11 protein-coding genes are annotated in these 13,558 nt (G+C 37.2%); 8 read left to right on the top strand and 3 right to left on the bottom strand.

Translation table 11 applies throughout. The annotated features are described in order from the left end of the window. Positions 1 to 4: 4 nt before the first annotated feature. Both AC1RNS_RS19350 and AC1RNS_RS19345 read right to left on the bottom strand, forming a co-directional pair. A complete protein-coding gene (locus AC1RNS_RS19350) occupies positions 5 to 1,021 on the bottom strand; it encodes an inorganic phosphate transporter (RefSeq protein ID WP_492995030.1) in 1,017 nt (338 codons plus the stop codon). Positions 1,022 to 1,041: 20 nt separating this feature from the next. Further along, positions 1,042 to 1,662: a DUF47 domain-containing protein gene (locus tag AC1RNS_RS19345; protein ID WP_283869854.1), complete on the bottom strand. Its 621-nt coding sequence runs from the start codon at positions 1,660 to 1,662 to the stop codon at positions 1,042 to 1,044. Between the two features lie 376 nt (positions 1,663 to 2,038). Here AC1RNS_RS19345 and AC1RNS_RS19340 point away from each other — a divergent pair, with 376 nt between their 5' ends. After that, on the top strand, positions 2,039 to 2,725 hold the full coding sequence (locus AC1RNS_RS19340; RefSeq protein WP_492995028.1) for an ABC transporter ATP-binding protein: 687 nt from the start codon (positions 2,039 to 2,041) through the stop codon (positions 2,723 to 2,725). Position 2,726: 1 nt separating this feature from the next. Further along, positions 2,727 to 4,046: an ABC transporter permease gene (locus AC1RNS_RS19335; protein WP_492995026.1), complete on the top strand. Its 1,320-nt coding sequence runs from the start codon at positions 2,727 to 2,729 to the stop codon at positions 4,044 to 4,046. Positions 4,047 to 4,111: 65 nt separating this feature from the next. Here the strand turns inward: AC1RNS_RS19335 and AC1RNS_RS19330 are convergent, their stop codons facing one another. Then, entirely contained in the window at positions 4,112 to 5,272 is a 1,161-nt protein-coding gene (locus AC1RNS_RS19330; RefSeq protein ID WP_492995025.1) for a class I SAM-dependent methyltransferase, read from the bottom strand. 157 nt (positions 5,273 to 5,429) lie between these two features. On the opposite strand from AC1RNS_RS19330, the gene putP reads away from it, so the two are divergent. From putP to menC, 6 genes are all read left to right on the top strand, one after another. Beyond that, positions 5,430 to 6,914 carry a sodium/proline symporter PutP gene (gene putP, locus AC1RNS_RS19325; protein WP_492995023.1) on the top strand — a complete coding sequence of 495 codons (1,485 nt, stop codon included), beginning with the start codon at positions 5,430 to 5,432 and terminating at the stop codon, positions 6,912 to 6,914. 134 nt (positions 6,915 to 7,048) lie between these two features. Beyond that, positions 7,049 to 8,332 carry a GTPase HflX gene (gene hflX / locus AC1RNS_RS19320; RefSeq protein WP_492995022.1) on the top strand — a complete coding sequence of 428 codons (1,284 nt, stop codon included), beginning with the start codon at positions 7,049 to 7,051 and terminating at the stop codon, positions 8,330 to 8,332. Positions 8,333 to 8,712: 380 nt separating this feature from the next. Next, positions 8,713 to 10,200: a peptide MFS transporter gene (locus AC1RNS_RS19315; protein ID WP_492995021.1), complete on the top strand. Its 1,488-nt coding sequence runs from the start codon at positions 8,713 to 8,715 to the stop codon at positions 10,198 to 10,200. 248 nt (positions 10,201 to 10,448) lie between these two features. Next, the gene (locus tag AC1RNS_RS19310; RefSeq protein WP_492995020.1) at positions 10,449 to 11,594 is read left to right on the top strand and encodes a M20 peptidase aminoacylase family protein; all 1,146 of its coding nucleotides are present in this window, start codon (positions 10,449 to 10,451) and stop codon (positions 11,592 to 11,594) included. Then, entirely contained in the window at positions 11,594 to 12,418 is an 825-nt protein-coding gene (locus AC1RNS_RS19305; RefSeq protein ID WP_492995018.1) for a GNAT family N-acetyltransferase, read from the top strand. The genes AC1RNS_RS19310 and AC1RNS_RS19305 overlap by 1 nt, the downstream gene beginning before the upstream one ends. Before the next feature lie 22 nt (positions 12,419 to 12,440). After that, complete coding sequence (menC, locus tag AC1RNS_RS19300; RefSeq protein WP_492995016.1) at positions 12,441 to 13,547, top strand: o-succinylbenzoate synthase; 1,107 nt, start codon at positions 12,441 to 12,443, stop codon at positions 13,545 to 13,547. Positions 13,548 to 13,558 lie beyond the last annotated feature (11 nt).

The raw sequence follows: 13,558 nt of genomic DNA, 5'->3' as shown, positions 1-13,558 counted from the left end.
AAAATTAACAGAATAAAGATAAAAAGAAGTAAATAACAGCAGCCATTACTGCAGAAATTGGCATTGTAATAATCCAAGTAGTAACTATTTTACGAGCCATCCCCCAGTTTACACCACGTACACGTTGTGCAGAGCCTACTCCCATAATGGAGGAAGAAATTACGTGAGTTGTTGATACTGGTAGGTGGATTAAAGTAGCGCCAAAAATAACAGATGCAGATGCTAAATCGGCAGCTACCCCGTTTACAGGGCGGATTTTCATAATTTTACCACCGACTGTTTTAATAATTTTATAACCGCCAATAGAGGTACCTAGACCCATGGCAGTTGCTGCGGCAGCACGTACCCAAAAAGGAATTTCATCTCCTGTATGTAAGCCTCCAGCAATTAAAGCCATGGTCATAATCCCCATTGCCTTTTGAGCGTCGTTTGTACCGTGCGTAAATGATTGGATAGCTGCTGTGAAAATTTGCATTGTACGGAATCCTTTATTTGTACGATATAAATTCAAATTTTTAAATAATAATTTAAATAGTGTCATCATCAGAAAACCGGCACAGATAGCAAGGATCGGTGAAAATACTAATGCCATAATGATTTTTGTAAAGCCGCCATAGTTTAAAACGCTGAAACCAGCAGATGCCACAGCAGCTCCTGCAATGGAGCCAATCAATGTGTGTGATGAACTAGAAGGAATTCCAAAATACCATGTGAGTAAATTCCAAATAATTGCCGAAATTAATGCGGCTAAAATAACAATTGAGCCAGTTGTGTCTCCTTGAAAGGCATTTAAAGAGAATGGATCTACAATGTCTTTTGTAAGAGCCTTTGCCACACCAACAAAAGTAATAGCTCCGACAAAATTCATCGTCGCTGCCATTAATATGGCTGCTCGCGGTGGCAATGCTCTAGTGGAAACCGAAGTTGCGATAGCATTTGCTGTATCATGGAAGCCGTTGATAAAGTCAAATGTTAGGGCAAAGATGACGACCAGTACGGTTAGTATAATGATTGTGTTCATTGTAAGTGCCCATCTCCTAATTACGCGTTACGCATGATAATTGTTTCCATTGTGTTGGCAACATTTTGACAATAATCAGCGATATCTTCTAATTGTTCGTATATATCTTTAAATTTAATAATTCGAATTGGATCTTTTTCATTTAAAAATAATTGCTTAATGGACGAACGTTGTACTTCATCACATTCACGCTCGTAATCTTTAATTAGAATTGCGTGTGGACGCATACCAATAAGATTCTTTTTCTTTAACTCTTCTGTTGCTTTAACAATTTCATCAGCACTTTTTGAGATGTAGCCTAAGAAGATGCGCATTGATTCATCAACTTCTGTTAGGGAGAACATTTCAAAATGAGCGATACAATGCTCCGTACCATCCAATACATCATCCATACGAATCGCAAATTCTAAGATGTCTTCACGCTCGATAGGTGTCATAAATGATTTATTTAGCATTACGATTAGATCATGAATGAGCTTATCGCCAGCCGTTTCGTAATTTTTCATAGTAATGCTGATCTCTTTCAGGTCAGCTACACTGTTGATACGAAAATCATTTGCGTAATGTACGGCCTCTCTCATATTTTCAGCAATTTTATGCAAGGCAATAAAGAAAGGGTCTTGTTTTTTTGAGTTAAGCATGCAAATCGAATCCTCCTGGATATAAATAAATTAATCGACCTCTAAACTTTACTATCATAACAAAATCTTTAATTTATCTACATAAAATTCATACATTCTACATAAAACTTTACATTCCTGTAATATACAAATTGTTCACAAAATATCATGTGGAAGCTTGAAATAGTATTAAAAGAGCTTTAAATAGGGGATTTATAAAGAGTGAAATAGCCAAAAAGTTCTCATTCATACAACATAAATTGTAAAGATAATGTAAAGAAGTGCTTTTTATTTAGTGTGCCCTTTTTCTTAAGAATATCTTCATTTTTATCCTTTAACTTTTTTAAGAATTCTTTTCTACAATAGAGAAAGAATGAGAAAGGGGCGTTAAAGGAAAATGATTCAAGTCGAGAACTTACAACATACATTTCTAATAGGAAAAAAGGGCAAGGAAAAACATATTCCTGTATTGAAAGGAGTTAACTTTGAGGTAAAGCAAGGAGAGATTGTTGCAATTGTTGGCAAAAGTGGCTCTGGAAAATCAACCCTATTACAAGTTTTAGCAGGATTCATGAAATCTGAGCAAGGGTCCATTAAAATCAATGGAAAAGAAACGGCTCATCTTACAGAAACAGAAAGTGCAGCTTTTCGTTTGAAACAATTTGGCTTTATTTTTCAAAACTTTCAACTAATGCCTGGATTATCAGCATTTGAAAATATTGAGCTTCCTTTAAAATTACAGGGCGCTGGGAAAGCTGTACGAAAAGAAAAGGTCAAAAAAATAATGGACAAGGTTGGCCTATCAGAGGTATCAGACCATTATCCGAATGAATTGTCTGGCGGACAGCAACAGCGTGTTAGTATTGCTAGAGCCTTGATCACTAATCCGCCTATATTGTTAGCAGATGAACCCACAGGGAGTCTTGATTCAGAAACTGAGCAAGATATTTTGCTGCTTATTCAAAGCTTAAATCGTGAGCTTGGTTTAACATTTGTCATCATTACTCACGACGAAGAAGTAGCAACCATAGCGCATCGACGTTTCCGTATGTACGATGGTGAACTTGTTAAGGAGGAGGAATAACATGTTATTTAAAGATCAGATAGATTTTGTTACACAGCATATCAAGAAAAATAAACTACGTGTCTTTATGACAGTGTTAGCAGCAACAATGGGCTGTGCATTTTTAATTGTCCTTGCATCTGTAGGGTTTGGTCTACAGGATTCATTACGCAATGAAATATTATCAAATGAAAAAGTAACAAAAATTCAAGTATTCGATAATGAGCCGTTTACAGATAAACAAATACAGGAAATAAAAGGGGTCGAGCATGTTGAAACTGTACTTGAAACAATTACAGTGAATGCCTCTGCACACTCATTTTTTGAGGGACGAGATACAAGCTCTAACCTCTATGTTGCCAATATGCAGGATTTTGGGCAAGTAAATGGCAAGCTTGCAGAAGGGAAGTATCCATCTAAGCCAAATGAAATCATAGTCGGCTATCATTTTGCTCAAACCTTATTAAATGATGCTGAGCGCAAAATTATTGAAGAAAAGAATAAAAAGGCCGAGGCAGAAGGCACATATTACGATGGTAAAGAAGAAGGATATAAGGAATCTTTAATTGGCAAAGAAATCGAATTATCATTAGCACCTAACATTAGTGCAGCTAAAGAGACAGAGAAAATGAACTATACAATTGTGGGTGTGATGAAGGAGCCTACCTATGATTGGATGATTAATAACGTTGTCTATATGGATATAAAACAAAAGCCAGTAGTAACATCTAATTTGGCTACAGCAGTAGATCTTAAAGAAGATGAAATGTTTTATTCAGAATTTAATATTTTTGCTGATACGTTAGAAAATGTAAAGCCTATATTAGATAAACTTAAAGATAAAGGCTATAGCGTGTATTCCATTACTGAGCAATTAGATCAAATGAATGTATTTTTCCTTGTGCTAAAAGTTGGCCTTATATTCGTTGGCACGATTGCCGTATTAATTGCATCTATAGGTATTTTCAATACAATGACAATGGCAGTAACAGAGCGTACTCGTGAAATTGGTGTGTTAAAGGCTATTGGCGCAAGTCCTAAGCTTATTCAACGACTATTTTTAATGGAAAGTACGTTCATTGGTATCATCGGTACTGTTATCGCAGTAATAATATCATATGCTATTAGCTTCGTAGCTAATGCCGCATTACCGTTAATTTTACAGGCTGCAACAGGTGAAGAAGGTTTTAGAAATAACAATATTACATTTTCCTTGATTCCTTGGCAGCTTGTTGTTATTGCAGCAGCTATCAGTATTGGGGTGGCTATGATTTCAGGCTACCGTCCAGCCCGTAAAGCCACTAAAATTGATGTTATCCAAGCGTTACGACAAGAACTATAATAGAGAAGGCGATCCAAATACGTTGGATCGCCTTTTTCCTGTATTTAACTACAAATACAAAAAACTTATAGATATGTTTCTAACTCCTTTGCTAAGAATGGCTGGGCATTTAGCAAGGTTAAAAAATTATCGTAACGAGTACGCTGCTCAGGGCTTGGTTTTTTCCCTGTGTGATAAGCACGGATAAGAATGTTTTTTGGTGTATTTTCCATGTCGATAAACTCCAGCAATTGTGCCTCATAGCCAACAAGGGATAAAATTTCAGCACGAATAGCATCGGTAGCAAGTGCGGCAAATCGTTCGCGTACAAGCCCGTGCTGAAGCATGATGTCAAGTGCAGGTGTATCTAATTGGCGATTTAACTCATGCTGACAACAAGGAACGCTTAAAATAACCTTTGCTCCCCATTTCACAGCCCGAGCTAATGCCATATCTGTAGCAACATCACAGGCATGTAACGTAACAACCATATCTACATTTGACTCACTATTATATTCATTAATATCCCCTACTAAAAACTCGAGTTGCTCGTAACCTAAATCAGCTGCGATTGTGGAGCATTCTTCAATGACTTCTTTTTTCAAATCTAAGCCTGTAACACGAATATCTAATCCCTTTTCAACCTTTAAATAATGGTATAGCGCAAATGTTAAATAGGATTTTCCAGAGCCAAAATCTAAAATACGAACCTGACGATCCTTTGGTAAATAAGCTAGGGTATCATCAATAAATTCAATGAAGCGATTAATTTGTTTAAATTTATCATATTTTTGTTTTTTAATTTTTCCTTCTTCTGTTTGCACACCAAGCCGAATTAAAAATGGATATGGTTGCTCCTCTTTAAGAAGATAGTTTTTTTGGCGATTATGCGCTAAATTAATTTGCTTGGGAGCGACTGATTTATCGGATTTCCATAGTACTTTATTCTTTTTGGATAGTTGGATTTGTACTTTTTCGTCTATAAAATCAATATGCGCTTGACGGTAATCATCAAAAAATAATGCAAGTCTTTCTGGAAAATCTTCTAGAAGGATATTTTCGTGTTTTAAAATGCGTTCAAATTGGTATTCAATTTGTATATGATAAACATCCTTAAGCAAAATAGGCTTTAGCTTGATGCGCTTAACTTCATTTGATTTCATTCGTGGTTGACTAATGGTAGCAGTAACAAGTTGCTGCTGTAAAATTCTCTCTGTCAGTTGAGTTTTCATTTCTTCAAATATCATACTTTTTCGCCTTCTTTATTCTGTAATAGATGGCACTAGTTTAACACACTTTATATAGAGCGATGATACTTTAAAGATTATACAAAATAAAGGCATATAAGTATATTTATGGTATATTTAATCGGAATAGCTGAAAGAGCGACAAGGAGGAGAAAATATGTCAGGTAACATGTATCAATTACTGGCGATTGTTATTTATATGGTCGCAATGCTTGGAATCGGATGGTATGCATTTGTTAAAACGTCCAATTTAACAGATTATATGCTTGGTGGTCGATCGCTTGGCCCAGCTGTAACTGCGCTGAGTGCAGGAGCCGCTGATATGTCTGGCTGGCTCTTAATGGGCTTGCCAGGAGCTATTTATTTATCTGGTTTGGTGGAGGCTTGGATTGCTATTGGGTTAACCATAGGAGCGTATTTGAACTGGTTAGTTGTTGCACCGCGACTTCGTGTTTATACACAAGTGACGAACGACTCCATCACCATTCCAAGTTATTTGGATAATCGTTTGCGTGACAATACCAAGTTGATAAGAATTGCATCTGGTATTATTATTTTAATCTTTTTTACATTTTATGTATCCTCAGGAATGGTAGCAGGAGGTAAGTTTTTTGATAGTTCATTTGGCTATGACTATCACACAGGTTTATTGATTGTATCAGCAGTTGTTGTAGCATACACTCTCTTCGGTGGTTTTTTAGCGGTTAGTTATACCGATTTTTTACAAGGACTTATTATGTTTTTGGCGCTTGTAACTGTACCATTATTTGGTTTGTTTTTAACGGGCGGTCTAGGCAATACGATAGCATCTATTAAAGCGGTTAATCCTGAGCATTTGAATTTATTGCCAGCAACCGCAACAGCAGCAGGAGTTATTTCTTCGCTCGCATGGGGGTTAGGATATTTTGGACAGCCACATATTATTGTTCGTTTCATGGCTATTAGCTCAGTGAAGGAGACAAAGCAGGCTCGACGTATTGGAATTGGTTGGATGATGCTTAGTCTATTTGGTGCAATTGGGACTGCACTGGTCGGTGTAGCCTATTACGAACAAAATGCAAGCGAGTTAAAGGATGCTGAAACAGTATTTATTGTGCTTGGTCAAATTTTATTCCATCCCTTTATTGCGGGGATTATGCTAGCAGCAATATTAGCTGCGGTAATGAGTACAATTTCATCACAATTAATTGTGACATCTTCAGCACTTGTAGAAGATATTTATAAAGCATTATTTAATAAAACAGCAGATGATAAGCATTATGTATTCGTTGGGCGTATCGCTGTATTAGTTGTAGCCATTGTAGCCGCCATTTTAGCATGGAATCCAGATAGTTCTATATTGGACTTAGTTGGTTTTGCATGGGCAGGCTTTGGTGCTGCATTTGGTCCAATCATATTACTGTCATTATATTGGAGAAAGCTAACAAATATCGGGGCGCTAAGTGGGATGGTAACAGGAGCTGCAACAGCCTTTATTTGGGGTAAGATTAAAGTTTTAACTGAGACACTGTATGAAATTGTACCAGGCTTCGTGGTTTGTTTAATCGTTGCTGTTATCGTCAGTATTGTGACGTATAGACCGAACAAAGAAATAGAAGAAGAATTTGAACGTACGGAAAAATTACTGAAGGAAGAAAAATAAGAAAAATGCGCCTTTTAGGAGGGCGCATTTTTCTTATTTAAATCAGCTTTTAAACGGCACGATTTAGGGCATTATATGGTAAGATGAAGAAAATTTGTCGTAAGAAACACCAAGTATTGGTGGGAGGATTGTGGATGAATAGAATCAAGGATGTCGATATATTGTTAGAAAAGGCCATATTAGTTGGCGTCAATTTACGAAATGATGAGCATTTTGATTATTCAGTGGAGGAGCTAAAAAATTTAGCAGAAGCTTTAAATGTGGAGGTAGTAGGGGTTGTTACTCAAAATTTAGAGCGCATTACACCATCTCATTATGTGGGTACAGGCAAAATTCAAGAAATAAAAAACTTTTTTGAAGAAGCAAAAGCCAATCTAATCATTTTCAATGATGAATTGTCTCCTTCACAAATCCGTAATTTAGAGCGTGATTTGGAGACAAAGGTCATTGATCGAACGATGTTGATTTTAGATATTTTTGGACGTCGGGCAAAAACACGAGAATCACAGCTGCAAGTAGAGTTAGCGCAGTTACAATATATGCTGCCTCGATTAGTTGGCTTGCATGCCTCTTTGAGCCGTCAAGGAGGTGGTACAGGCGGTGGCTTTAAAAACCGGGGAGCTGGTGAAACAAAGCTAGAGCTAGACCGTCGGAAAATCGAGGATCAAATTGCAAAAATTAAGAAAGAGCTAGAGCAAGTAAAGGAACAAAGAGAGACACAGCGTAAACAACGACGTAAAAATGCCGTCCCTGTCGTTTCTATTGTTGGCTATACGAATGCTGGGAAGTCCACTATTATGAATCAACTGCTTGCTAGAATCGGGCAGGAGGATCATAAACAAGTGTTTGAAAAGGATATGCTATTTGCCACACTTGAAACATCTGTCCGTCAAATAGAACTACCTGATAAAAAGAGTTTTTTATTAACGGATACAGTTGGATTCGTTAGTAAATTACCACATCATTTAGTAAAGGCATTCCGTTCTACGTTAGAGGAAGCTCGTGATGCGGATTTATTGCTGCATGTTGTAGATGTGTCAAATGCTGAGCATGGTTTTATGATGGAGGTAACGAATGAAACACTTAAAGCGGTAGGTGTTGAAGGAATACCAACTATTTATGTTTACAATAAAGCTGATTTAGCAAACGTTCCATACCCAGTTGTAAGTGGAGATAATATTTGGATATCTGCAAAGCAGGGAGTTGGTTTAGAAGAATTACTCCAATTGATACGTCAACATATTTTTGCTAACTATGTGACGTGTAAAATGCTCATACCCTATGAACAAGGAAATATTGTGTCCTATTTAAATGAGCATGCTTCTGTTTACGACACAGAATATGAAGAAAATGGCACACTGCTAACTCTCGAAGTCAAGGAAGCGGACTATACGAAATATGAAGGATATGTAATTTAATCACCATACAGATTTAAAGCATGCTGGATACGTTTCTAGCATGCTTTTTTTCATGGCTATGTCTGAAGGCTTTGAGGATAATCCTAGCTTATATGTTAATACTATAAATAATCTGACTATAAAATATTTTAGAATAATTTAATGGTCGTTTGGAATTACATTGTAGTGAAAGAGTAAGAAAACTTAGATATATCAAAGGATTTAGTATTATTTCGTAATATTTAATCAGAATTTATAGAAAAGAGATAAATTTTCAACATTTTTTAAAACTCTTGATAAAGTTTTTAAAACACTTTAGTATGATGAAACAAAGTTTTTTATCCATGAAAATGGGTAATAATATTTTTGTTGAATAATTAAATTGGGAGTGGGTAATTGTTATGTCTACTAAAGATGAAATTGTAAAATCCGTCCCTCAAAATGGCTTTGTTGGACATCCTAAAGGGCTCTTTACATTATTTTTTACAGAATTTTGGGAACGATTCTCCTACTATGGTATGCGAGCGATTCTGATTTTCTTTATGTATTATGAATTGAATCAAGGTGGACTTGGTTTAGATCGTGGAACAGCAAACTCTATTATGGCTATTTATGGGTCACTTGTATATATGTCGGGAATCATTGGAGGTTGGATTGCCGATCGACTGTTAGGTACACGTAAAACGATCTTTTATGGTGGCGTGTTAATAATGATTGGTCATTTACTGCTAGCTTTACCTGGTGGAATAGGTATGTTATTTACTTCAATGGCCTTTATTGTTATGGGGACAGGCTTATTAAAGCCAAACGTTTCAAGTATCGTTGGTGATATTTATGCTGAAACAGATAGCCGTCGTGACGCAGGTTTTTCAATTTTCTATATGGGTATTAATATGGGAGCATTCATTGCACCATTTATTGTCGGAACAATTGGACAAAAATTTAGTTTCCACCTAGGCTTCGGATTTGCAGGGTTAGGAATGTTAATTGGTTTAATTGTTTATAAATTAACAGAGAAAAAATATTTAGGATTAGCAGGCCTACAAGTTAATAATCCTTTAAAGCCAGAAGAGCGTAAAAAAGTTTTTACACAATTTGGTGTGGCTGCATTAGTTATTATTATTTTAGGTGCAATCGGCATTAAAACGGGTGTATTGACAATGAATGTATTCAGTTTAATCATTACAGCTTTAGGAATTATTATTCCAACGCTGTTCTTTATATTCATGTATCGTAGTAAAAAAACAACCCAGGATGAGAAATCTCGTCTACTTGCCTATATTCCGCTGTTTTTATCGGCAGTTATGTTTTGGGCAATTCAGGAACAAGGTGCTACTATTTTAGCAACGTATGCAGACTCGCGTACACAGTTGAATATTGGTGGTTTTCGCATTCAATCTTCATGGTTCCAATCATTAAACCCTTTATTCGTTATAACGATGGCTCCGTTATTTGCAATGCTATGGTTAAAATGGGGAGATAAACAACCAACGACACCTCGAAAATTTGCCTATTCATTATTCTTTGCAGGACTATCCTTCCTAGTAATGATGATTCCAGCATATTTATCAGGTGGAGAAACTTTGGTAAGCCCATGGTGGCTAGTCCTATCCTTCTTTTTAGTCGTTGTTGGAGAGCTATTATTATCACCAGTAGGGTTGTCAGCTACGACAAAATTAGCACCAAAGGCATTTGCTGCACAAACAATGTCTCTATGGTTTTTAACAAGTGCCGCAGCGCAAGCAATTAATGCGCAACTTGTTAGGGTATATGAAGTTGTAAGCGAATTCACTTATTTCGGCTTTTTAGGTTCTTTATCAATTGTTATAGGGATAATTTTATTAGTACTTTCGCCAATCATTTCAAAAGCTATGCGAGGTATTAATTAAATCAAAAGATGTAAGTACAGTTTATCGAAGGCTGTATTTACATTTTTTTTATTGATTTTAAAAGTGATGGATAGGGGAGCTCAAGTGAAGGATAGAATATATAAAGTGCTTGATAGGAAAGAGCTGTCACAACAATTAGAGCTTTAACAGTCGTTTTATTTGCTAAATGTAGGTATAAGCTTCTATGAAAAGATTTTATTTTAGTTATAATAATCTTACTAGTATGAAAATTAAAGGAGCTGGTTGCTGTGAAGGAAGCATTGGATCGTTTGAGGCCAAGACTAATGGAAATTTTTACGTATTTACATGCAAATCCAGAAGTAAGCTGGCATGAGGTTGAAACCACCAATTATATTTTTAATTTATTAACAAATGAAGGATTTTCACCTATACGCTTTAAAAACAGTACAGGACTTTATGTTGACATAGGAAAAGGCAGTCCTAAGGTTGGCTTGCGTACAGACATAGATGCATTATGGCAGGAGGTAGATGGTGTATTTCGAGCAAATCACTCCTGTGGGCATGATGGACATATGACGATGGCTATTGGTGCTTTATTGCTCTTAAAAGAGCAGGCTCAGTCGTTTAAGGGTACTATTCGTGTAATATTCCAGCCCGCTGAAGAAAAAGGAACAGGTGCTTTATCGGTTCTAAAGGAGGGGGTTATTGATGATTTAGACTTTTTATTTGGTGTCCATGTAAGACCAGTGCATGAACTTGAAGATGGTACATATTGTGCTGCATTGTATCATGGCGCCTCACGATTAATGGAGGGAGAGATTATTGGTGAGGATGCACATGCAGCAAGACCACATCTTGGTGTAAACGCCATTGAGGTAGGAGCTACGATTATTGAAGATTTGAGAACCATTCATACAGATCCAATGATTCCTGTATCCATCAAGATGACTAAATTCCACGCAGGGGGAGAATCTGGCAATATTATTCCGGGGAATGCGTCCTTTACGATTGATATTCGCGCACAGCAAAATGATGTCATGGATGCACTTGCCCAAGGTGTAAAGCGAGTCATTGACTCTTCTAAAATCTTGCATAAAGTACAAATTGAATTAAGAACAGTTGCGAATATAGTCGCAGCGGAGGTAGACACTACTGCTCAATACATTATGGAACAGGCGATCGTCCAAGCGACCGGGTTGTCGAATTTAAGAAAACCAGTTCGTACACCAGGGGGAGAGGATTTTCATCACTATGCAGTGCAACGCCCCCATTTAAAAACAAGTATGTTAGGTTTAGGATGTGGATTAACGCCTGGGCTGCACCATCCAAAGATGAGATTTAAGCAGGCAAGACTTGTAACGGGAGTTGAAATCCTGACAAGAGCTGTATTGTTAGCTTTGGAGTCGGGGAATACAAAGGAGGCATCAGCATAATGTTAGAAAGAGTGCGAATTCAAAAAATAATGACACCTGCTGAGATTGCAGAAGTGCAGAGTTTAAATGCGGAGATTTGGGGAACACAGGCTATCCCCTCACATCAATTATTGGCAGCTGTACAAAATGGTGGACTAGTACTTGGAGCTTATTTAGAGGACAAGCTTATTGGCTTTAACTATTGTTTTGTAGGTTATCGTGAAGGGAAAATGTATCTGCATTCACACATGATTGGTGTGGAGAAAACATATCGTGAACAAGGTGTAGGAGAATTATTAAAGCACGCGCAACAAGAATATGCAAGGGATCATGGGTTTCAGCTTGTGCATTGGCTATTTGAACCATTGGAAGCACGTATGGCTAATTTGTCATTTTTGAAGTTGAATGCTTTTAGTTATCAGTATGAAAATGATTATTATGGTCCGCTCCAAGATGATTTTAACGAGGGGCTGCCTTCAGATCGAATTGTTGTGGAATGGTGGATTGAACGTGATCGAGTAGAGGATAGCCTGGATGAGCTGGAAGAGGGGGCTGAGGAAATTGTACCGTGGTCGTTGACGGTGGATGGCTTACCTGTGCTAGATATCGATGGTGAATTCCAGCGAGAGCAATCCTTTTATAAAGATGCCTATTTACTACCCATCCCTCAATGTTTACAAAAGATGAAAGTGGAAAGCCCTAAGCTTGCGGAGGACTGGCGTTATAAGGTTCGTACAATCTTAACAACATTATTTGAACAAGATTATGCCATTGTAAGAATGAAAAAACACAAAGAATATGTGCATAGCTATCTATTAGTAAGACGCTCCTTATTAGCTTTATAATAAGATTAAGGAGTGAATTTTTGTGAAACTAGAAGAAATTATCGTTAGACATATAAAAATGCCGATGAAGGCACCTTTTGCAACAAGTTTTGGCACCATTGACGAAAAAGAATTACTACTGATAGAAGCAAAAGATCAATCAGGCACAATAGGATGGGGAGAAGCAGTTGCCTTTGCAGCACCTTGGTATACTGAGGAAACAATAAAAACAACATGGCATATGCTGGAGGACTTTCTGATACCTATCTTGTTATATAAAGAGATTGTGCACCCAGATGAGGTAAGTACTTTATTTTCCTCGATTCGACGTAATTGCATGGCAAAGGCCTCAATTGAAGGCGCTGTATGGGATATTTATGCACAGCAAACAAATCAATCGCTGGCAAGAGCCTTAGGTGGTGAAAAGGAGCGAATTGAGGTAGGCGTTAGTGTAGGTATTCAGCCTTCAAAGGAAGAATTACTGAATGTTATACAGAATCATCTTGAGAAGGGTTATAAACGAGTAAAAGTGAAAATTAAGCCCGGTCATGATGTAGAGGTGGTACGTACTATTCGTTCTAAGATGCCTGATTTACCCTTGATGGTAGATGCTAATTCAGCTTATACATTAAATGATTTAGATGTATTGCAGCAACTGGATGCATATAATCTGCTAATGATTGAGCAGCCATTAGCTGTAGATGATATTGTGGATCATGCAAAGCTGCAAGGGAAGTTAACAACACCCATTTGCTTAGATGAAAGCATCACCTGTTATGAGGATGCCCGCAAAGCAATAGAGCTGGGTAGCTGTGGTGTTATAAATATCAAAATCGGACGAGTTGGCGGATTAACCGAAGCCAAGAGAATCCATGATTTATGTAAAGATAATAATATTCCAGTTTGGTGTGGCGGCATGCTAGAAGCAGGAATAGGACGAGCACAAAATATTGCATTAACATCGCTTAGCAATTTCGTATTGCCTGGAGATACTGCAGGCTCTAGTCATTATTGGTATGAGGATATCATCTTTCCTGAAGTTATCGTGGATGAAGGCTATATAAGTGTGCCACAGACTATAGGAATAGGATATATGCCTAATATGAAAGTAATTGAGAAGTTGACACTTAGCAAGAAGGTTTACCAATAATTAGAGTGGGA

It is taken from the genome of Lysinibacillus sp. GW821-FHT14F06, assembly GCF_058803665.1.
The sequence above is the reverse complement of the archived record's forward strand: the minus strand, read 5'-3'. Positions and strand labels throughout refer to the sequence as shown.

Coding starts and splice junctions, on each gene's coding strand:
- AC1RNS_RS19315 (WP_492995021.1), top strand. CDS start 8,713: ATGTCTACTAAAGATGAAATTGTAAAATCCGTCCCTCAAAATGGCTTT.
- AC1RNS_RS19350 (WP_492995030.1), bottom strand. CDS start 1,021: ATGAACACAATCATTATACTAACCGTACTGGTCGTCATCTTTGCCCTA.
- AC1RNS_RS19335 (WP_492995026.1), top strand. CDS start 2,727: ATGTTATTTAAAGATCAGATAGATTTTGTTACACAGCATATCAAGAAA.
- putP (WP_492995023.1), top strand. CDS start 5,430: ATGTCAGGTAACATGTATCAATTACTGGCGATTGTTATTTATATGGTC.
- AC1RNS_RS19305 (WP_492995018.1), top strand. CDS start 11,594: ATGTTAGAAAGAGTGCGAATTCAAAAAATAATGACACCTGCTGAGATT.
- AC1RNS_RS19345 (WP_283869854.1), bottom strand. CDS start 1,662: ATGCTTAACTCAAAAAAACAAGACCCTTTCTTTATTGCCTTGCATAAA.
- hflX (WP_492995022.1), top strand. CDS start 7,049: ATGAATAGAATCAAGGATGTCGATATATTGTTAGAAAAGGCCATATTA.
- AC1RNS_RS19330 (WP_492995025.1), bottom strand. CDS start 5,272: ATGATATTTGAAGAAATGAAAACTCAACTGACAGAGAGAATTTTACAG.
- AC1RNS_RS19340 (WP_492995028.1), top strand. CDS start 2,039: ATGATTCAAGTCGAGAACTTACAACATACATTTCTAATAGGAAAAAAG.